This window comes from Massilia putida (genome assembly GCF_001941825.1).
GTDB lineage: Bacteria > Pseudomonadota > Gammaproteobacteria > Burkholderiales > Burkholderiaceae_D > Telluria > Telluria putida.
Genome location: NZ_CP019038.1, coordinates 4,991,088 through 5,012,153, shown reverse-complemented (window position 1 = coordinate 5,012,153; position 21,066 = coordinate 4,991,088). Strand labels below are relative to the sequence as shown.

At 67.5% G+C, this 21,066-nt stretch carries 16 protein-coding genes; 3 read left to right on the top strand and 13 right to left on the bottom strand.

Going from position 1 to position 21,066, the window contains the following annotated elements:
* Positions 1 to 43: 43 nt before the first annotated feature.
* Entirely contained in the window at positions 44 to 481 is a 438-nt protein-coding gene (locus BVG12_RS34235; RefSeq protein ID WP_156895723.1) for a hypothetical protein, read from the top strand.
* A gap of 56 nt (positions 482 to 537) precedes the next feature.
* Here BVG12_RS34235 and BVG12_RS24475 read toward each other — a convergent pair whose 3' ends face one another.
* The 3 genes from BVG12_RS24475 to BVG12_RS24465 are packed head-to-tail and all read right to left on the bottom strand — an operon-like array spanning position 538 to position 2,563.
* A complete protein-coding gene (locus BVG12_RS24475) occupies positions 538 to 1,887 on the bottom strand; it encodes an MBL fold metallo-hydrolase (protein ID WP_075794664.1) in 1,350 nt (449 codons plus the stop codon).
* Positions 1,888 to 2,115, bottom strand: a complete 228-nt coding sequence (locus tag BVG12_RS24470) for a hypothetical protein (RefSeq protein ID WP_075794663.1) — start codon at positions 2,113 to 2,115, stop codon at positions 1,888 to 1,890.
* 49 nt (positions 2,116 to 2,164) lie between these two features.
* Positions 2,165 to 2,563, bottom strand: coding sequence for a VOC family protein (locus tag BVG12_RS24465; protein WP_083685372.1), 399 nt, complete (start codon positions 2,561 to 2,563; stop codon positions 2,165 to 2,167).
* 116 nt (positions 2,564 to 2,679) lie between these two features.
* Here BVG12_RS24465 and BVG12_RS24460 point away from each other — a divergent pair, with 116 nt between their 5' ends.
* Both BVG12_RS24460 and BVG12_RS24455 read left to right on the top strand, forming a co-directional pair.
* Entirely contained in the window at positions 2,680 to 3,027 is a 348-nt protein-coding gene (locus BVG12_RS24460; RefSeq protein WP_075794661.1) for a hypothetical protein, read from the top strand.
* A gap of 129 nt (positions 3,028 to 3,156) precedes the next feature.
* Positions 3,157 to 6,096: a polysaccharide lyase family 8 super-sandwich domain-containing protein gene (locus BVG12_RS24455; RefSeq protein WP_075794660.1), complete on the top strand. Its 2,940-nt coding sequence runs from the start codon at positions 3,157 to 3,159 to the stop codon at positions 6,094 to 6,096.
* Positions 6,097 to 6,212: 116 nt separating this feature from the next.
* On the opposite strand, the gene BVG12_RS24450 is transcribed toward BVG12_RS24455, so the two are convergent.
* The 10 genes from BVG12_RS24450 to BVG12_RS24405 all read right to left on the bottom strand — a co-directional run bounded on the left by BVG12_RS24450 (position 6,213) and on the right by BVG12_RS24405 (position 21,062).
* Positions 6,213 to 7,031 (bottom strand): NHL repeat-containing protein, encoded by an 819-nt coding sequence (locus BVG12_RS24450; protein ID WP_075794659.1) that lies wholly within the window; start codon positions 7,029 to 7,031, stop codon positions 6,213 to 6,215.
* Positions 7,028 to 8,911: an alpha-L-fucosidase gene (locus BVG12_RS24445; protein WP_075794658.1), complete on the bottom strand. Its 1,884-nt coding sequence runs from the start codon at positions 8,909 to 8,911 to the stop codon at positions 7,028 to 7,030. Before BVG12_RS24445 ends, BVG12_RS24450 begins: the two co-directional genes overlap by 4 nt.
* Positions 8,908 to 9,978, bottom strand: a complete 1,071-nt coding sequence (locus tag BVG12_RS24440; RefSeq protein ID WP_075794657.1) for an ABC transporter ATP-binding protein — start codon at positions 9,976 to 9,978, stop codon at positions 8,908 to 8,910. Before BVG12_RS24440 ends, BVG12_RS24445 begins: the two co-directional genes overlap by 4 nt.
* An 11-nt stretch (positions 9,979 to 9,989) precedes the next feature.
* Positions 9,990 to 12,059, bottom strand: a complete 2,070-nt coding sequence (locus BVG12_RS24435) for a phosphocholine-specific phospholipase C (protein ID WP_075794656.1) — start codon at positions 12,057 to 12,059, stop codon at positions 9,990 to 9,992.
* Positions 12,056 to 13,810: a glycoside hydrolase family 35 protein gene (locus BVG12_RS24430; RefSeq protein WP_075794655.1), complete on the bottom strand. Its 1,755-nt coding sequence runs from the start codon at positions 13,808 to 13,810 to the stop codon at positions 12,056 to 12,058. The genes BVG12_RS24435 and BVG12_RS24430 overlap by 4 nt, the downstream gene beginning before the upstream one ends.
* A 10-nt stretch (positions 13,811 to 13,820) precedes the next feature.
* The gene (locus BVG12_RS24425; protein WP_075794654.1) at positions 13,821 to 16,676 is read right to left on the bottom strand and encodes a TonB-dependent receptor; all 2,856 of its coding nucleotides are present in this window, start codon (positions 16,674 to 16,676) and stop codon (positions 13,821 to 13,823) included.
* A gap of 104 nt (positions 16,677 to 16,780) precedes the next feature.
* Entirely contained in the window at positions 16,781 to 17,953 is a 1,173-nt protein-coding gene (locus BVG12_RS24420; RefSeq protein ID WP_075794653.1) for a glycoside hydrolase family 88 protein, read from the bottom strand.
* Between the two features lie 27 nt (positions 17,954 to 17,980).
* On the bottom strand, positions 17,981 to 18,529 hold the full coding sequence (locus BVG12_RS24415) for an SDR family NAD(P)-dependent oxidoreductase (protein ID WP_075794652.1): 549 nt from the start codon (positions 18,527 to 18,529) through the stop codon (positions 17,981 to 17,983).
* The gene (locus BVG12_RS24410) at positions 18,526 to 20,142 is read right to left on the bottom strand and encodes an extracellular solute-binding protein (RefSeq protein ID WP_075794651.1); all 1,617 of its coding nucleotides are present in this window, start codon (positions 20,140 to 20,142) and stop codon (positions 18,526 to 18,528) included. The genes BVG12_RS24415 and BVG12_RS24410 overlap by 4 nt, the downstream gene beginning before the upstream one ends.
* On the bottom strand, positions 20,139 to 21,062 hold the full coding sequence (locus tag BVG12_RS24405) for a carbohydrate ABC transporter permease (RefSeq protein ID WP_083685367.1): 924 nt from the start codon (positions 21,060 to 21,062) through the stop codon (positions 20,139 to 20,141). The genes BVG12_RS24410 and BVG12_RS24405 overlap by 4 nt, the downstream gene beginning before the upstream one ends.
* Positions 21,063 to 21,066: the final 4 nt, after the last annotated feature.

The window sequence follows — 21,066 nt, the reverse complement described above, 5'->3', positions numbered from 1 at the left end:
CCGACACCTTCGACAGGTATGATGTCCCTATCGGAGGTGTTACGTGGCGCGTGAAAGCGCGACATATCAAAGCCACTTCGGATCGGTTTCTCATTGGCGGCAGCTCAACCGCAACGTCTCATTCTCGCGCGCAATCACCCGCACGGCCTCGCTGTCGCCGCAGCGATACAATCCGCAACCGCTTGACCTCGCCCCATGCCGGATCGCCGCACAGCTGGTTGCCGGCATGGACATTCCCGTTGTTGCGCTCGATTTCATTGCGCACCGCGCGCCGTGCATCGCACGTCGCACCGTACGCGCCGTATTCCGCGTCTTCGATGAATACACGGCTCCAGCCGCGATGCGGGCCACCCTCGCCGCGCGCATCGCGCTGGCCGGCGGCGTAGCCGTCGTCGTAACCACGGCGATATTCTGCGCTTTGGGCGAATGCGGACGCCGACGCGGCGGTCAACGCGCGGATGGCGGCGATCTGTACGCATGAGCACAGTGTGTCGGCCAGAGCCAGGACAAGCTGTCGATGCCGCCGTAAGAGACGTTTCAGTCTGTAAGGGCGAGCAGGCGCCGCAACTGCGCCCGCTGGTAGGCGCCGAAGCTGTCGCTGAACAGGCAGCGGATCAGCGGATCGTCGACGACGTCTGCGTCCGCCAGGTCGCGCTCCGTGCCGGCGTCGAACACGGCGTCGTTGATCCTCATGTACATCGACGTCAGCGACTCGCCCAGCGCCAGCGCCGCGTACAGCTTCGCGGCGGGGATGTCGGTGGTCCAGCCCAGCGGACCGCCATCGTCCCCGCCGTGCGTCGCGCCGCCCGGCTCCAGGCGGTAGCGGAAGCGCGTGACGTCGCCCGCGTGATCGTAGACCGACAATTGCCAGACGCGGGGCGTGTCGAAATACTCGCCGGCGTCGTCAAGGCCGGCGTATGTCTCCGGCAGGCCGGTGCGGCAGTAGTCCAGTACGCGCGTCCACTGTGCTGCCGTCAGCGCGGGGAAATGGCGGGCGATCGCGCTCGTGGACGGCGCGTCGGCATTGCCTTCGTAGACGTAGTCGACGTCCTGATCGCCGGCGGGGATGACCCAGTCCAGCGGCGGCGCCGGATGCAGCCCGCCGGCGTCCAGGCGCATCGACGCCGAGGGATTCATGCGCACCACCCGCGCCTGCGGCAGCGCGGCCTCGACCTCCTGCGCGAACTGCGCATACGAGATGGGGAAGAACGCGCGGTTGTACCACGACCACGGCTCGAGCGCGAACTGGCAGGAACTCGGCACGACATAACGCGGCGCCAGGGCCTGCAGCTGGACCAGCGCATCCTCCGGCAGCGCGGGCGGCGCGGGCGCGGCGCGCGATGGGGCCAGCACCTCGATCTCGCGCATCGTCTGGAACGGCCACAGCACGAGGTCCCACGGCTTTTCCGCGACCAGGCGGGCGAGCGCCGCATCGTCGATCCAGGAATCGACCACGTTCAGGACGTTCAGCCCGGCGGCGCGGATCTGGAACATCGAGTCCACGTCGGCATCCATCGGTTCGCGCGGCACGACCTGGAACGGGCCGATGTCCACCGCCTCGTCCAGGCGCAGCGCGTGCACGCGCGTAAAACCCAGCTGGCGCACCATGTCGAACAATTCGTCGAACAGGCAGTAGATGTACAGCGGTGTCGCGCGGTCCAGCAGGTCCAGGCTCTCAAGCGAACAGTGGTCGTCGTGGAAGTGCGAGATGAACACCGCGTCGAAACGCTGCTGGCGGATGCGCGCCGCGTCGAAGCGCACGTCGGGGAAGGCGTGGCAGTTACGGCTGAACGGGTTTTCGAAGATGGTGTCGAAGGCGATGCGCGTGCCGTCGCATGCGAACACGTAGCCCGCATGCAGGATCCTCGACACCGCCAGCGCGGCCATTCAGTCCAGCCGCTTGAGACGCTGGCCGAGGATGCCCCAGCGGCAATCGACGCCATCCAGCCGGGCGCACAGCGCCCAGCCGGTGCCGATCTTCTCGACCGTGACGGGGCTCTCGATTTCCTTGGCGAGCTTCTCGGCCCAGCCGCGCGCGGCCCCCTGCCCCTTGAACAGTTCCTTGCCCTCGTAGATGACGGTGGCGTCGAATACGGGCATGGCGAATATGGTCATGGATTCCTCCGGACGGTAGCAGGACCGCTATCCTACCATTGCCGCCGGTTCAAGCCTTGGGCGCCATCCAGACGAGGTTCCACAAATGGCCGTCGAGATCCTCGAAACCCTGGTCGTACATGAAGCCGTGATCTTCGGGCGGATGCGGGATGCGGGCGCCGGCGGCGGTGGCCTTGGCGATCAGGCTGTCGACTTCGCCCCGGCTCTCGCAGCTCAGGCAGATGATGACCTCGTTCGCCTCCTTCGCCTGCACGACGGGCCTGTTCGTGAAGGAGCTGAAGAAGGCTTCGGTCATCAGCATGACGTGGAGCGTGCCGTCCACGACGTCCATGAACGCCGCGTTCCCGTTGCTGTATGCCGGATTGAAGCCGAAGCCCAGCGCGGCAAAGAAGGCTTTGGATTTGTCCAGGTCCTTGACCGGCAGGTTGAAGATGATCTGCTTGTTCATGATGTCCTCAGTCGAATAGTGGATGGGATGACGGGTCCTGCAGCCTGACGACGAACGATGCCGCGCGAAATCGACACGCCAGCGAAAAATAAGTCGTGAAATGGTATGCTGCCCCCATGACTACCGATTCCGACATTGAACTGTCCGGCCCATTCCAGGTCAAGGACAGCCAGGGCCGTACCCTCGACGTCAAGGCGATCCGCATTTTCGACGAGGGCTACGGAATCATCGACGTGTACGTGGAATTCAAGGCCCGGCTCGATCCCGGCGCGTACAAGGATAGCGTGCTGGTACGCCAGATCATCGACCGCCTGCGCGCCGTCGGGTACAAGGGACCGGACTTCGGCCACAGCGATCCGGGCCTGCAGGAGAGCCGCCTGATCGTGCTCGAGGCGCCCGAGGAATTCGCCCCGTTCGCCAAGAGCCGCGGCTGGAAGAACCTCGCCGAGGACTTCGACGAGTAAGTCGTCCGTATCAGGCCATAACACATCCACGCCCGATTTAAAAATTTCATGGCCGAGCACGCGTACTGCTCGGCTATCATTTTATGGCGATATCCCGTTAACGTTAACACAGACGATGGAGACCACGCCATGCCCACCCGAATTCCCCTCCTGCTGCTGGCCGTTGCCTTGAGCGCCTGCGGCGGCACCGCGCAGGAGCATGCCTCCACAGGCGCGCAACTGTCGATGTCGGGCGGCGGCCACCTGGAAGCCGCCACCACCGACGAATACGACACGCTGCGCGCCAAATGGAGCCTGCAGCTGACGGGCGGCAGCGCCGTGAACACGGCCGACCCGGATATCGCCGCGCAGATCGCGACCATCACGAGCACCGCCCAGGGCTATTGGGACACGCTGCAGACGGCATCCGGCCGCACGTATCTGTGGAGCGACCTCGCCACGTGGACGAAGTCGACGACGGTCACGCAGACTTACAGCCGGCTGCTCGCCATGGCGCTGGCGTATTCGACGACGGGGTCGTCGCTGCAGGGGAACGCGTCGCTGGGCGCGGCGATCCTGTCGGGGCTGGACTGGATGAACGCGAACCACTACGGCAGCGGCATCGCGAAGTTCGACAACTGGTGGGATTGGGAGATCGGCTCTCCGCAGGCGCTGAACGACATCACGGTACTGATGTACGGCCAGCTCTCCGCCACGCAGATCGCCAACCATGTCGCGGCCATCGATTACTACGTGCCCGATCCGACGAAGCGCACCGGCACCACCATCGTCGAGACGGGCGCGAACCGCCTGGACAAGGCGTCCGTCGTCGCGCTGCGCGGCGTGATCGGCAAGTCGGCGACGAAGATCGCGCAGGGCCGTGACGCCATCAGCCAGGCCCTCCTCTATGTGACCAGCGGCGACGGCTTTTATGCGGACGGCTCGTTCATCCAGCACACGAACGTCGCCTACACGGGCAGCTACGGCCTCGTGCTGATGAGCGACATCGCGCGCCTGTACTACCTGCTGAACGGGTCGACATGGGCCGTCACGGACGCCAACGCGGGCAACGTCTACGACTGGTATGCGAACGGCTACAAGCCGGTGGTCTACCAGGGCGCGGTGATGGATGCCGTGCGCGGGCGCGCGATCTCGCGCCAGGCATCGACCGACCACGACGCGGGCCGCTCTCTGACGGTGTCGCTGGCGCGCCTCGCGAAAGGCGCGCCGGCCGCGAACGCCGCCGCCATCAACAGCACGGTCAAGCACTGGATGCAGCGCGACACGACTTTCGCCAACTACTACGCGGGCCTCGGTCTCTACGACATCACCAACCTGAAAGGCATCCTCGCGGACAGCACCATCACGCCCGATCCCGAGCAGATCCAGACGCACGTCTTCGCCAGCATGGACCGCGCGCTGCACAGCTATGCGGGCTATTCGAGCATGGTGTCGCTGTTCTCGACGCGCATAGCGGCCTTCGAATACGGCAATGGCGAGAACATCAAAGGCTGGTGGACGGGCGCGGGCATGACCTATGTGTACAACAACGACCTCAAACAGTTCTCCGGCGATTACTGGCCGACGGTGAACCAGGCCCGCCTGCCCGGCACGACGACGGACGGCTCGGGCAGCGGCACGCCGGTCAGCTTCGGCAACTACCCGAACACCTATAACTGGGCAGGCGGCTCCGAAATCGACAACCTGCACGCGACGGCGGGCCTGCAATTCTCGATGTCGAAAGTCACGGGATCGACCTTGCAGGGCAAGAAGTCGTGGTTCCTGTTCGGCGATAAGATCATCGCCCTCGGCTCCGGGATCGCGAACACGGACGGCCGCACGGTCGAGACGATCGTCGAGAACCGCAAGCTGACCGCGGCCGGCGACAACGCACTGACCATCAACGGCCTGTCCATGCCGACGACGAGCGGCTGGTCCGCGACGACGACCAGCGTGCAATGGGCGCACCTGGCCGGCAACGTGAGCGGCGCCGACATCGGCTACTGGTTCCCCTCCCCCGTGAATCTGTCCGGCCTGCGCGAGACCCGCAGCGGCAGCTGGCAGCAGATCAATACGGGCGGCCCCGCCACGACGGTGACGAACAGCTTCCTCAGCCTGGCGCTGAACCACGGCGCCGGACCGACGAGCGCGTCGTACGCCTACGTGATCCTGCCGAACTACACGGCAGCGCGCACGGCATCCTTCGCCGCCAGCCCGACGGTCGCCATCCTGGAGAACAGCGTCGACGCGCACGCCGCGCGCGACACGGCGGCCGGCGTCACGGGCGTCAACTTCTGGAACGACGCGGCGAAGACGGTCAACGATGCGGGCGGCGCCTACCTGACGAGCAACCGCAAGGCGTCCGTCACCGTGCGCGACACGGGATCGGAGCTGCACATCGGCGTCGCCGACCCGACCCAGGCCAACACGGGCACGATCGATCTCGAACTCAATCGCAGCGCGTGGCAGGTGATCAGCAAGGATCCGGCGGTGACGGTGACGCAGCTGTACCCGACGATCAAGCTGACCGTGAACGTCAACGCGTCGGCCGGCCGGAGCTACGCCGTGCAGCTGGCGGAAGGAACGACCGTGGCCTTGTCTCCCGTCGCCGACAGCTATGTGCAGGACGGCGCCTCGGCCGGCACCAACTTCGGCACGTCGAATACGCTGGTCGTCAAGAACGATGGCGTGGGCTATGCGCGCCAGGCCGCGCTCAAGTTCGACGTCTCCGGCATCACCGGCACGATCGCGGGCGCGACCTTGGCGATGGTGCCGACGAGCGTGGGCGCCGCGAACACGTTCAGCAACCGCGTGTCGGTGCTCGCCTCGACCGCGTGGACGGAAACGGGGCTCACGTGGAACACGATGCCGGCCGTGTCGTCCGTGCTCGGTACGTGGGTCGTCGGCGCGGCCGGGCAGGCACTCATGCTGGACGTGACACCGGCCGTCACGGCAGCGGCGGGCGGGGACAAGCTGGTGTCGCTGAAGGTCGATTCACCGACCAATGTCGGCGCGAACGGGTGGGTGAACTATGGGTCGCGGGAGGCGACGGCGGCGAATCAGCCGGTGCTGTACGTGGTCTACCACTGAATCTTGCTCCGTCGATCCCGCGAAAGCGGAAATCCATTCTGAGCTGCCGAAGCTGGTCTATCAAGCATATGGAATTCTGTAGCTCAGTATGGGTCCCCGCCTGCGCGGGGACGATGCTACTCCAGCACCAATATCCCCTGCAGCGACGAGATCCGCACCGGATCCGACCACGTATCCAGCAGCGTACCATTCGCATCGAACACGAGCAGCTGCCGCCCCTTGCGCCCATTGTCCGGCCCATGCCCCTGCCAGTTGGCGACGGCGATGCAGCCGTCGTCCAGCACCTGGAAGGTCGCGTAGAAAAACGGCGCGACCTGCTCCGGTACCTCGTCCTTGCCGCCGAACGTGCCGACGAGCCGCCCGTCCGCGTCGAAGCGCGCCACGAATGCACCATAGCCGGCCGCGACGAGCGTCGACCCGTCGGCCAGCCGTTCGGCCTTCCACGCATGCTCGAACCCCGGCGCGGCCAGCCGGCGCCGGGGCCGCAGCGCCGCATCCGTTTCGAGGATATGGTCGTTCGTGCACAGCAGGTAGCCGTCGCCCGCCGGGCGCATCAGGCGCACGTAGTCGCCGTCGCGCCGGGCCCTCGCGATCACGAGCAGGTCGGCGTCGAGCGTCAGCACGTCAATATCGTTGTCGCCGCCGTCCAGATTCATGCCCGTGACGAGCGTGCGGCCGTCATCGAGCCGGCGCGCCGCCGTCACGCCGGACCAGCGGTCGCAGACGCGGACGATGTCGCCGCTGTCAATGTCGATCTCGAAGAAGCCGCGCTCGAAGCCGACGAGGGCGCGGTTCGGCCCAATGCGCTGCAGGTCGCGCGCGAGCGGAAAGTCGGCCAGGTCGCGCTGCCAGCCGAAGGCCGGGTCTTGCGAGTCGATCAGGTGCAGGCGCTGGCGGCCCTCGTCGATGCCGAGGAATCGTAATGCGAGTGTCATGGTGATTCAGGTGAGTTGGAAGGAATGGCGGCAATGCCCGCGATGGCGGCCGGCAGGCCGTCGCGGGCGCGCGTGATGCGCACGCGCACGAAGCGCGTCGCGTGCGGACGGTCGAATGGCAGGTATTGCTCGATGGGGTTCGCGGCCACGTTGGCCAGTTCGGCATCGACCGTCGTGACCCAGTGTCCCGTGTCGGTGCCGACCTGTACGAGGCAGCGCAACGGATGGCCGGCGCCCGGCGGCAGATGACGGGCCGGCAGCAGGGCGATGGCGACCAATGTCGTGCGCTCGTCCAATGCGAGCGTGACCTGCGGCGGTGCGCCGCGCGCCAGCCAGAACGTGTCCGGGTCGCCGTCCAACAGCGCGGCGGCGCCGGGCGAGCTGGCGGCCAGCACACGCAGATGCGGCCCCCGCGCCTGTTGCGCAGGGGCGCGGGGAACGGCGGCTGCCGCCGGCAGCAGGAACAGTCCGAAGCCGCGCAAGGCCGGGCTGGCGACGGCGTCGAGCACGCGCAGGCGCACCCGATCCGTGCGCACCGGCTGCGCGAGCCGCAACAGGCGCTGGCTGCCGACGGACGTGCCGTGCGCGATCTCGGCCCATGCGCCGTCACGCCACGCATCGATGGCGAACGCGCCGACGCGCTGCCCGAGCGGCAGGTGTTCGCGCAGGCGCACGAGGTCGAAGGCGCGTTCGCCCGCCAGCACGAGTTCGACGCCGGCCGAGGTCGCGCCCTCCTCCGCGCACCAATACCCATCGGTATCCGCGATCAGCTGCGCGGCCGCATAACCCGGATGCTCGCTGCTTGCCTGGACGTTCGCGCCCCGTGCCAGATTGGTGGCGAACGTCTGCCGCAGCAGCGCGCCCCAGTCCCGCAGGCTGGCCGCATCCCGGTCCGGTACGCGCCCCGCGCGGTCCGGCGCGATGTTCAACAGCAGGCCGGCGCCCCGTCCCACCGATTCCAGATAGATCGTCAACAGCCCGGCGGGCGTCTTGACCTGTGCATCCTCGCGCGCCTTCCAGAACCATCCGGGCCGGATCGACACATCCACCTCGGCCGGCCGCCACACGGCGCCGTTGCGCACGCCGTGCAGGTTTTTCTCGACCTCGAACGGCCCCGTGTCCATCGTGGCCCAGCATGGATCGCCCGCGTAGCCGGCTTCATTGCCGACCCAGCGCAGCTCCGACCCCACCGTGCCCCAGACGGCCGCCATCGGCTGCAGTTCGTGGACGAGGCGCCACGTCGTCGGCCAGTCGTAATAGCTCGCGGCATCGATGCGGCGCACGCCGCGCATGCCGCCGTAATAGCCGTCGCCGCCGTTCGCGCTGTCGAACCACACTTCGAAGATGTCGCCGTATTGCGTCAGCAGTTCCCGCAGTTGGTTGCGAAAATAGTCCACATAGGCCGGGCGCCCGTAGTCCGCATGGTGGCGGTCCCATGGCGACAGGTAGACGCCGAACGCCAGCCCGTGCCGGCGGCAGGCGTCGGCCATGTCACGCACGAGGTCCGCCTTGCCGTCCCTGAACGGACTATTGCGGATGCTGTACTCGGTATGCGCGCTGGGCCACAGGCAAAAGCCGTCGTGGTGTTTCGCCGTGAAGATCAGGCCGCGCAGCCCGGCGTCGCGCGCACACTGCGCGATCTGGTCGGCGTCGAATCCGGACGGATCGAACGTGGATGGAGGATCGCTGCCGTCGCCCCACTCGCGTCCCGTCAGCGTGTTCATGCCGAAGTGGACGAAGGCGCAGGCCTCCAGCGCGTGCCAGCGCAGCTGCCGCGCGTTCGGGACAGCGCCCCACGGTGCGGGCGCCGTGCGCGTCGCGCCCCATCCGCTGGCGGTGCAGGCCAGCATGGAGCCGGCGAGAAAAACCCGTCGCTTCATTGGCCGATGTTCGCGCCGCCGTCGGCGTCGAACAGGTGGACGCGCGCGGGATCCGGCGCCACCTTCACGCGCTGCCCCGGCGCCACCTGCACGTGCGGCGCCAAGCGCGCGACGATGGACTGGCTGCCGATCAAGAGGCCGACCATCGTGTCCGCGCCGAGCGCCTCGACGACGTCGACGGTGGCCTCGATGCCATGATCCGCGAGCGCCAGGTGCTCGGGCCGGATCCCGGCGGCGACGAGCTTGCCGTCGAACGCCGCCACATGGGCGGCCAGCCCGGCCGGCAGCGGCAAGGTGAAGCCGTCGCCGACCAGCGTTCCTTTGGACAGCCGGCCTTCGAGGAAGCCCATCGCGGGCGAGCCGATGAAGCCGGCGACGAAGCGGTTGGCCGGATGTTCGTACAGTTCGAGCGGGCTGGCCACCTGCTGGATGTCGCCGTCCTTCATGACGACGATGCGGTCGCCCATCGTCATCGCCTCGACCTGGTCGTGCGTGACGTAGACCGTCGTCACCCCCAGTTTGCGGTGCAGCCGCGTGATCGACGCGCGCATCTCCACGCGCAGCTTGGCGTCCAGGTTGGACAGCGGCTCGTCCATCAGGAATGCATGCGGCTTGCGCACGATGGCGCGGCCCAGCGCCACACGCTGGCGCTGGCCGCCGGACAGCTCCTTCGGCTTGCGGTCGAGCAGCGCATCCAGGTGCAGCATGCGCGCCGCTTCGTCGACGCGCTCGGCGATCTGCCCCTTCGGCACCTTGTCGAGTTTTAACGCGAACCCCATGTTCTCGCGCACCGTCATGTGCGGGTACAGCGCGTAGTTCTGGAAGACCATCGCGATGTCGCGCTCCTTCGGCTGCAGGTCGTTGACGACGCGCCCGCCGATCTGCAGGCTGCCGTCGGAGATCTCCTCCAGGCCCGCGATCATGCGCAGGGTCGTCGACTTGCCGCAGCCGGACGGGCCGACGAAGACGACGAACTCGCCGTCGTGGATGTGCAGGTTGAAATCCTTCACGGCGTGGTAGCCGTTGTCGTAGAACTTGCGTACGTGTTGCAGTTGGATGTCGGCCATGCTGGCTCCTGCTACCAGGGTTGAGTGGACGCGAGGGTCGTCGCGGGATCGCTGGTGCCGTCGTAGCCCGTTTCGATGCGGCCGGCGAAACGCCAGGCGGCATCGCCGCTGCGCACGACGGCGTCGTACCACGGACCGGGCAGCGCGACGCGTTCGACGGCGCCGGGCCCAAGGCTGAAGGCAGCCGGCGCCGGATCGGCATAGGCATAGGCATAGGCAAGCATCGTCAACGTCGCTTCGTGCGGGGCGTCGGTGCCGTTACTCAGTTCGAGCACGATGCGCTCGCCGTCGCGCATGGCACGCACAACGATGGCCGGCACGCCCGCGCCGCGCAGGCCACGATGGAAACCGTTCGGGCCGAGAATCCATAGATCGTAGGCCCCGGCCGGCGGGGCTTTCACCGGCACGCTGCTCGCGGCGACGGGCGGCGCCGTCCATACGTCGGCCAGCTGCTTGCCCGCCTCCACCGTGTAGCGGCGCGGGATGCGGCCGAGGCGCAGGCGGTCGTACACGTGAAACACGGCGCCGGCCGTGCCGGCGTTGGCGAAGGCGAGCGCGATGCCGTCCGCGCGCGGTTCGGCCAGCACTTCGAGGTGGTAAGGCAGCGCCCGCGACGGCCGCGTGCCCGGTTCCTGGCGCGGCACCGCCTGCGCGGTCTCCGCCGGCACTTCGATGGCCGGCGCGGCGCGCTGGCGGATGCGCTCCGCGTCGGCCTGCGCCGTGCCGTAGACGGGCAGGCGCGGCGTCGACGCATCCGGCGACGCGAAATCGAAGCAGCTCGTCAGGTCGCCGCAGACGGCGCGGCGCCAGGCGCTGATGTTCGGTTCCAGCACGCCGAAGCGGCGCTCGAGGAAGCGCAGGATCGACGTGTGGTCGAACACCTGCGAGTTCACCCAGCCGCCCTTGCTCCACGGGGACATCACGAGCATCGGCACGCGCGGACCGAGGCCGTACAGCCGCCCGTCGCGATGGCATTCGTCATCGCAGTCGACGGTCGACATGCCCGCGCGCGTGCCGTCCTGCGCGAACGCGGGCGGCGCCGGCGGCGGCACGTGGTCGAAGAACGCGTCGTTCTCGTCGTACATCTGCAGGAACACGGTACCGCTCCAGACGTCGGGGTCCGCGAGCAGCGCTTCCAGCACCTGCAGGGTGTACGCGCCGCCCTGCACGGGCGTGGACGGTCCCGGGTGTTCGCTGTACAGGCGCGGCGGGATGACCCAGCTGACCTGCGGCAGGCGGCCGTTCACGACGTCGTCGCGCAGGCCGTCCAGCGTGGCGTCGCGCAAGGTCGTCGACAAACCCTTGTCTGCCAGCGGATGCGGGCGCGCAGCGTGGGCCGCGCGGAAGCTCTTGAACGTTTCCAGCATATTGCAGCCGTAGTTGTCCGCCATGTCGTTATAGACCTTCCAGCTGACGCCCGCCGCTTCCAGGCGCTCCACGTAAGTCGTCCAGGTGAAACCCTGTTCGACAGGGCCGAAGCCTTCCATGCGGTTGTCGATGGCGGGACCGCCGTGACGCCCCGACGGGTCGTTCGTCCCCGTCATCATGTACAGCCGGTTCGGGTTCGTGCCGCCCTGCAGCGAGCAGTGGTAGGCGTCGCATAGCGTAAAGGCGTCGGCCAGCGCGAACTGGACGGGCAGCTCGGCGCGCGTGTAATAGGCCATCGACGCATCCGTCTTGGCGCGCGGCCACGCGTTCAGGCGGCCGTCGTCCCACGCCGCCTGCGCGTCCGGCCACGTGTGCGGCAGGTCCAGCGCGGGCTGGGCGTTGCCCGCGCCGGCGTCGAGCCGGTACGGCATGACGATGCGCCGGCCATTGTGCTGCTGCCAGACCGTGCGGCCGTCGCGCACGGGAATCGCCATGCGGTCGCCGAAACCGCGTACCCCGGCCAGGGTACCGAAGTAGTGGTCGAACGAGCGGTTTTCCTGCATCAGGATGACGACGTGGCGCACGTCCGCGATGCTGCCGGTGCCGCGCTTCGGTGACACCGCCAGCGCCTCACGCAGCAATGGCGGCATGGCACCGAGGACGCTGGCGGCGGTGGCGCTCCCGAGGAAGCGGCGGCGTGAAAGACTGGTCATGCTTCTCCCCTGTCCGCATGCAGCGCCGCCGTGCGGCATGCGCTGCCATGCTGTTCGAACACGATCAATTCGTTGCGGCCTCGCTTGAGCAGCGGCGCCGGCACGTACAGGCGGCGCTGCGGACCGCGCTCCCAGTAGCGGCCGAGATTGAAACCGTTCAGCCATGCGACGCCCTTCGTCCAGCCGGACAGGTCGAGGAAGCAGTCGCCCGGCGCCGCCACGTCGAATGCCGCGCGGTGGAACCCCGGACGATCCATCGGTTCGCCACCGTACGCGCCAAAATCTAGCACGTCCGGATGACACAACGGTAACGGAATCATCTCCCAGTGATACAGCTTATTGATGCCGAGCCTGACCCAGCCCAGCAAGCCTTTGCGGTCCTGCAGGTCCGGGCCGTAGTTCACCCGGCCCTGGTTCTCGACGAGCAGTTCGATGACGCACGGGCCGCCGGGCAGCTCGACGTCGATGGCGAGATCGCCGTCGCGTTCCAGCACGCCCGCCGGCACGCCGTCGACGAAGACCTGGGCGCGGTCGTGCACGCGCTCCGCCGACAGCCGGACGGTGCCGGCCGGATGACGCGCCCGGGTGCGGTACAACGTGTAGCCATACGACTGCCCCAGCGCTTCCATCGAGCGCGGCGCGGCCGCTTCGATGGCCGTGCCCAACCGGACCAGGTTGTCCGCCAGCGCCGCGTAGTCCGCGAAGCGGATGGCGCCAAGATCGAGCCGCGGCACCGGCGCCGGCAGGACCGGCGGCGGCAGGTCGACATGCTTGCCGATCACGCGCCGGAACGCGTGGTATTTCGCCGTCGGTTGCCCATCTTCGCTCAGCGGCGCGTCGTAATCGTACGAGTTCACGGTCGGCTGGTAGCGGCGCGTCTCCAGGTCGGTGTTCGCCCCGTTCATGAAGCCGAAGCTCGTCCCGCCGTGGAACATGTAGACGTTGACGGAGGCCCCGGCCGCGAGAATCTCGTCCAGCGCGGCGGCGGCATCCTCCGCATCGCGCGTGTGGTGTGGCTCACCCCAGTGGTCGAACCAGCCGTTCCAGAACTCCATGCACATCAGCGGCGCATCCGGCTGGTAGCGGCGCAGCGTGGCGAACTCGCCGTCCGCGCGCGAGCCGAAGTTCGCCGTCTTCCACACGCCGTCCAGCGTGCCGTGCGTGAGCATGTGGTCCGTCGCGCCGTCGGACGTGAAGAGCAGCGTCTCGACGCCCAGTTCCAGCATCAGGCCGCGCAGCCAGGCCAGATACGCCTGGTCGCTGCCGTAGCTGCCGTACTCGTTCTCGACCTGCATCGCGATGACCGGGCCGCCGCGCTGGATCTGCAGCGGCAACAAGCGTGGCAGCAGCGCTTCGTAAAAGCGCCGCACGGCCGCCAGATAAGGCGGGTAGCAGCAGCGCACCTCCATGTCCGGATCGGCGAGCAGCCAGGCCGGCAGGCCGCCAAATTCCCACTCCGCGCAGATGAACGGGCCCGGACGCACGATCACGTACAGGCCCAACGCCTGCGCCGTCTCGACGAAGCGCACGAGGTCCGCCATGCCGTCGAAGTCGAATTGTCCGGGCCGCGGCTCGTGCATATTCCACGCGACGTAGGTCTCGACCGTGTTCAGTCCCATCGCCTGCAGCTTCCTCAGCCGGTCTTCCCAGTACGCGGGCGGGATGCGGAAATAGTGCATCGCGCCGGACAGGATCCGGAAGGGCCGCCCGTTCAGCAGGAAGCCGTCGCCTTCGATACGAAAATCACCCATCTCCCGCCTTTCAATACTTGAAGCGCGCGCCGAAGTAGTACTGGCGCCCGCTGCTGTGCAGGGCCGTCGTCGCGGCGAACGGGATGTTCGCGTCGGCGGCGTTGTAGTAGCGCAGCGTCGGACTGTTCAGGTTCAGGCCCTCGAACGTCAGCGTGATCGACTCCGTCAGCGTGTAGTTGAGCGAGGCCGCGACGGTGCCCGACGCCGCCGCATAGTTCTGCGACAGGCCGTACAGGCCGGTGCGAGCGGCGCCGCGCCACGAGTACACGAGGCGCGCGCTGAACTTGTCGTTCTCGTAGAAGCCGCCCGCCGTGTACGAGTTGCGCGACGCGCCCAGCATCGGCAGGCCGCTCGCCTCCTTCGCATCGACGTACGTGTAATTGGCCTGGATGCCGAAGCCGCCCCACACGGGCTGCTCGTAACCGAGTTCGATGCCCTTCGAGCGGCCCTTCGTCATCACCGGGGAGCTGACCACCGTGCTCACGACCTGCGGCCCGCCCAGCGATGCCGGCACCGCCGTGTTGAGCAGCTGCTGCGTCGACGTGCCGGAACCGACCAGCGCATCGAAGTCGATGAGGAACAGCTGCGCGGAGAGCAGGCTGCGCGGCTGGAAGTACCACTCGACGCCGACGTTGTAGTTGTTGGCAAGGACGGGGCCCAGCTTCGCGTTGCCGCCCGATGCGGTCGATACCGGGATCGCCGCCGGGTTGTAGCCGAAACCGCTGATGCTGGCGCCGAGCGCGCTGTAGTCCGGCCGCGACATCACGCGTGCCGCTGCCGTGCGCAGCACGAGGTCTTTCGTCGCGTCATAGACGAGGTTCATGCTGGGCAGCGCCTTCGTGTAGCTGGAATCCGTCGTCAAGGTGTAGAAGTTGCCGAAGCGCGAACCGGTCGTCAGCTTGCCGCCCGCCGGCACGAAGCCGGCGCAGGCCGCCGCCTGTGCGGGGCTGCCGTAGGTGATGCCGTTCACGGCCGATGGCACGCCGCACGGCAGGCCGGTGTTCGTCGTCACGCTGGTTTCCGTGCGCACGAGGCGCACGCCCGCGTTGCCGCGCCACCGTTCGCCGCCGAAGCGCGCCATCACATACCCGGCCTTCACTTTTTCCTTCACGGTGAAGACGCCGGATACCGGTTTGTTGAACGCTTCATTCGCGTTCAGGTTGGCCTGCGACCAGGATACGACTGCATCGGGCGAGATATAGGGCCCGGTGGCGCCGGTCGCGCCCAGGTTGCTACCGAAGTCGGACGGGAACGTCGCGCCGGTCCAGCCGATGACGGGCAGCGATGCGGCGGGCACCTGGCCGTTCTGCGCCGCGTTCTCGGGCAGGCCGGCCTTCAGCGGACGCGCCCCCGAGCGCTTGTGATCGGAGCCGCGCACGCCCACCTTGATGCTGTTCACGAAGCCGTTCTCGAAGCTGTACTCGGCGTCGAGCTGGCCGTAGTGCTCGCGGTCTTCGCTGTGCTGCAGGCTGTAGCTTTGGTCCGCGCCCGAGTTGCCCGGGTTCGACGTCAGGTTCGCAGCCGACACGCCGTTCGGCAGCAGCACCGTCACCGGATCGTTCGGACCGTTGTAGACATAGCCGGTCGCGGTATTCGGCAGGAACGCATAATTCCAGTACAGGTAGGTGTCGCCCTCGGCCTTCGTGCTGCCGCCCCGGCCCGTCACGCGCAGGGCGTCGCTGACGCGCCATTTGAAGTCGACGTTTTCATAGCCCGTGCGCGACGCGGCGCTCGGGTTGACCTGCGATTCCAGCTGCGTGCCCGTGGCCGCGCCGGTGTTGTTGAACTGCGCGCTCGTCACGGCGCCGTTCGCGACCGTCACGTTGGTCGGAACGATCCCGCCGCTGACGGAATTCGTCGGCCGCACGACGAAGCGGTTGTTCGAATAGCTGGCGTCGAGCTTGGAGCGGAAGATGTCGGCGTTGATCGTGAAGTCGTCCGTCACCTTGAGTTCAAAGCCGAGCGAGCCGCCGGTGCGCTTGCGCTCCTGCTGGAACAGGCTCTCGATCACTTCCGAGACGAACGGCGTGCCCGCGAGCGCGCCGCCGTTCGCCTTGCCGGCGTTGGTCGCGGCGCCGATGCGGCCCCACGTGATCTGCTGGCTGTCGCGCCGCACATTGCGCTTCTGGTCGAACACCTGCAGCATGACGCCGGCCGTGCGGTTCGCGTTCGTCCAGTTGAGGAAGGCCGCCAGCTGCGGATTCGTCTTGCCGGCCAGGTCGGAGTACACGCCCTGCACGCTGGCTTCCGCGCTGAAGGGTTTCTTGCTGTCGAGCGGACGGCGCGTGATGATGTCGACGGCGCCCGCAACGCCGCCCTCGAGCTGGTCCGCCTCCGCGCTCTTGTGCACGACGACCTGGCTGACGATCTCGGACGGCAGCAGAAGGAAGCTGACGCTGCGCGCCGCGCCCGAGCCGCTGGAGCCGGCGCCGCCGGCCAGCTGGTCGCTCGCGTCCCAGTCGGCCGTCGCGACGGAATGGCCGTTGATCGTCGTGAGCGACAGGCTGGGGCTCGTGCCGCGCATGCTCACGCGGTCGTTCTCGTCGTAGCCGCCCTGCCCGCCGCTGCCGGCCAAGGTGTTCACGCCGGGGAGCTTCTGCAGCGCGTCGGCCACGTTCTTGTCGGGCATCTTGCCCACGTCTTCCGCCGTCACGACTTCGCTCATCGTGTCGTTGTTGCGCTTCTTTTCCAGCGACTTTTGCTTCGACGCGCGGATGCCCGTCACTTCGACCTGCTGGATGGCCTGCCCATCGTGCGCGGTCTGCGCCGAGGCGGTCACGGTCGCGCCGAGGATGGCGCAGGCGACGGCGATCGCCATCGGGTTCAACGGGTGGTGCACATTGTAAGTCTTGTTATTCGTTGCCATCTCCAACTCCTGTCTCGGATACCACGATATCACTGCTGTTCCGGACGCGGTATATCGCGCCCGCCCTTGCGGCTATGCCGCGCTTCTTATTTCACCTTTATCTCCTACCAGTAACCGGAAGCGCCGTGCAGCACGCGCGCCAACGCCTCCAGGTAGAAGTAATCGCCCCACAAATTCGGTTCGTCGACACCCTGCCCGTGCGGCTTGCTGTACACGCCGTGCAGCAGCAGCGCATTGCTGGCCGGCGCGCGCGCCGCGCAATGCATGACGAGGCCACGCAGCATGTGCAGCGCCGCGTCGCGATAACGCTGCGCGCTTGCCTCGTCATCCAGGTGATCCGCCAGTTCGAGCAGGCCGCATGCGGCGATCGCGCTGGCCGAGCTGTCCCACGGCTCGCCGCTGCCCGGCCCGAATGCGAGATCCCAATACGCGATGCCGTTGGGCGGCAGGTGCGCGATGAAGTAATCGGCCTGGCGCATGGCGACGGCCAGCAGGCCCAGGTCCGGTGCGTGCCGGTGGTTCAACGCGAAGCCGTACATGCCCCACGCCTGGCCGCGCGCCCAGCACGAATCGTCGGCGAGGCCCTGCGCCGTGCTGCCGTACAGGGGCGCGCCCGTCTCCGGATCGAAGTGGTACGTGTGAAAACTCGAATCGTCCGCACGCACGAGGAAGTCGCGCGAGCGCTCCAGGTGGCTGAGCGCGGCGTCGCGGTAGCGCGCATCGCCGCCGGCGCTGCCGGCCCAATGCAGCAACGGAAGATTCATCAGGCAGTCGATGATCATGCGGCCGCGCTGCGCCGGGTCATCGAGGTCGCCCCACGCCTGGATGATGCCGGCGCGCGGCAGGTAGCGCCGCATCAGATAATCGGCGGCGCCCAACGCGACGGTGCGTGCGTGCACGTCGCCGCGGACGCGCCACGCGGCCACGCAAGACGGCATGTAGAGAAAACCGAGGTCGTGATGGTCGATCTGGATGCGCTTTTCCAGGCGCTCCTCGAAGCTGGCCAGGTGGGCATGGGCGGCCGCGCGGAAGGCCATTTGTCCCGACAGCTCGTGGGCGAGCCACAGCATGCCGGTCCAGAAACCCGTGGTCCAGCCGGAGTTGGCGCCGTCGGGATAATCGAGCCAGCGGCGCGGCCGGTAGCGGTCTGCCGGCGCCGTATCGTCGGGGAAGCGCGCGCCGAATTCGGAGAGCGCGCCCTCGAGCTGGGCCAGGGCCTGGTCCAGGGCGCCGCGGAACAGGTCCCGGTCGGTGGCGTTGAGGTCGAGTGTCGTCATGTTCTTTGGATTGTTGTGGAAGAGGTTTCAGCGGGCGAGGCAGCCGCCGCCGACGGCCAGCACGTGGCCGTGGATGGAGTCGGCGGCGCGCGAGCACAGGAATACACAGGCACCGCCGACGTCGGCGGCGAAGTCACCAGGCACGATCCCGTTAACGTTAACAGACCGGACCGCGAATTCATTGGCGAGGGCTTTCGTGAAGCCCACCAGTGCATCCCTGCTGGCCCCATGCGCCGCGGGCGGCGACGCGACGTTGACGATCTTGCCGCCACCGCGTTCCACCATGCGCCGTGCCGCTTCCTGCGCAAGGCGCCACGGCGCGTCGAGGCTCGCGCCGAATGCGGCGCGCCAGCCGTCTGCCGCGTCGAGCCGGCCGGCGATATTGACGAGAATGGCGATGGAGCCGTGCACACGCTCTGCCGCGTCCAGCTGGGCGGCGCCGGCTGCTTCGGCGGGCCCCGTGACCGCCACGTCGGCGCCCGCCTGCGCGAGCGCACGTGCGATGGCCTGCGTGACGCCGGAGGCGCCGCCCGTCACCAGCGCACGCCGTCCGGCCAGCGAAAACGGATCCTTCATGGCTGCTCCCGCGTCGGTTGGATCGCTTTGCTGTCGTACCGGTCGAGCGCGCGCTGCATCGCGGCGACGACGAACGGCAGGCCGGCCTGATCGAGCTTGCGGCGGTACGCATCGAAGTGTTCCAGCGGCTCGCGGCCCGTGATGAAGCGCGTCGTCATCTCGGCGACGTAGATCTTCATGTCGCTCATGATCGCGTTGAATTTGCGCGCATCGCTGCTGGCCACTTCCAGCGGCGGCAGCAACAGTTCCGTCGACGCGTCCGACCACGTGCGCACGGCGTCCAGCTGCTCGGGCATCGAGTAGAACTGGCGCAGGTAGCGCACGTCCTGCACGAGCGGCCCTTGCTGCGGCCTCGCATGGGTAAAGATCGCCTCGGCCACGGACAGCTTGGGGTTTTTCATCACGCGGTCCGTGTAGCGCGGCTCGCCGTTCACCATCGTGTAGCTGACGCCCTCGCGGCCGAAGCTCAGGGTCAGGCCGCCCGCGTCCGAATAACCGTAGTCGAGGAATTTCACCGTCTCGACGACGTGCCGGTTGTTCGGCGTGATGGCCGCGCCGATGCCCATGTATTCCTGCCCCGCTTCCGGCCACGTGACGTAGCGCTTGCCGCCGGGCCCCAGCGGATACTTCGTCGCGACCAGTTTGAAGCCGGGGAAGCGCGCGCGGTTCATCGCGGTGAAGCGCGCGAGGCCGCTGCCGTTATAGCCGGCGTACGCACCCACGAGGCCATTGGTCATCTTGGCGTCGAACTGGCGCTCCGTCTGCGCCAGGTAGTCCGGATCGAGCAAGCCTTCGCGATACCACCGGCGCATCGTCGCGAGGAAGTCGCGGTACGCCGGCTGCGCGGGGCTGTAGCAGACCTTCGTGCCGCAGCGGTAAAACTCCGGCGCGAGCCCGAAGCCGCCGAGGAAGACCCACAGCGGCGGCGGCAGGCCGGGCACGGTCTTCTCGCCGGGGATCGTCAGCGCGGAGAACGGGATCTCGTCGGCGATCCCGTTGCCGTTCGGGTCGCGCGTTTTGAATGCCGTCAGCACGCGGTACCAGTCGTCGATGGTGGACGGTTGCCGCAGGCCCAGTTTATCGAGCCAGTCCTGGCGCACCTGCGGGCCCCATACGCTGCGCACTTGCGGGTCGATGCGCAGCATGGGGAACGCGTAGATCGTGCCGTCGTCGGTGCTGATCTGGCGGTAGATTTCGGGATGCTGGTCGAGCAACGCCTGCAGATTCGGCGCATAACGGCGGATCAGGCTGTTGAGCGGGATGACGACGCCGTCCTTCAGCGCCTTGCTCGAGCCGCCCGGATAGCCGAACCAGTCGGCCTCGATGACGTCCGGGTAGTTGCCCGACACGAGCAGCAGATTGAAGCGCTCGCGCTCCGCGCCCAGCGGAGGATGCTGGAAGTCGACCGTGATACCGGTGCGCTCGGCCAGCACGTGGTAGGCGCTCTGCTCGCCGTACGACTTCAGCGACACGGCCGCCTTGCCGTTGAAGTTGGCGAACCACGTCAGGTGCAGCGGCTGCTTGACGATGGGTAGCGTGATCGGTTCGGGTGCGGACCGTACGGAATCCGTTAACGTTACCAGCATCAGCGCAAGAAGACAGGCTTTTTTCATTCCTTGATCCCTCCCGTCAGGACGCCCTTCACGAACCAGCGCTGCAGGAACGGGTACACGGCCAGCACGGGAATCGTGGCCACGACGACGGTCGCGTACTTGATCGTGTTCGACAGCGCTTCGCGGCCGACGGCTTCGCCCGTCATCATCGAATCCGTGCTGCCGGACACGAGGATCTCGCGCAGCACGAGCTGGATCGGGAACAGGTCGCGGTCGGACAGATAAATCATCGAGTAAAAATAACCGTTCCAGTGGCTGACGGCGTAGAACAGGCCGACGACGGCGATGGTGGGCATGCACAGCGGGACGTATACGCGCAGCAGGATCGTGAAGTCGCCGGCTCCGTCGATGCGCGCCGCTTCCTCGTAGTCCTTCGGCACGGCGTTGAACGCGGCGCGCAGGATGATGAGGTTCCATGCGCTGACGGCGAACGGCAGGATGATGGCCCAGCGCGAATTCAACAGGCCCAGGTCGCGCACGAGCAGGTAGTTGGGCACGAGACCGCCGGAAAAGAACATGGTGAACACGATCAGCACCATGAACGCCTTTTCCAGCGGCAGGCGCTGGCGCGACAGGGCGTACGCGCCGCAGCAGGTCAGCGCGAGATTGAGCGCGGTGCCGCCGACGACGATCACGAGCGTGTTGAAAAAGCCGCTGCGCACCATCGGGTTGTCCCACACGCGGTGGAAGGCTTCCAGCGAAAAGCCGCGCGGCAGCAGCATGAAGCCGCGGTTGGCCATCAGCGCGACGGGGTCGGACAACGACGCGATCAGCACGTAATAAAACGGGTAGAACGTCACGAAGCACAGCGCCAGCAGCACGGCCGCGTTGGTGGCGTCGAACGCGGCGGAACCCCAGCCCTGGCGCGGGCGCCAGGCGCGGATGTCGGGTTCGGGACGGGACAAGACTCGGGTCGTCATGGCA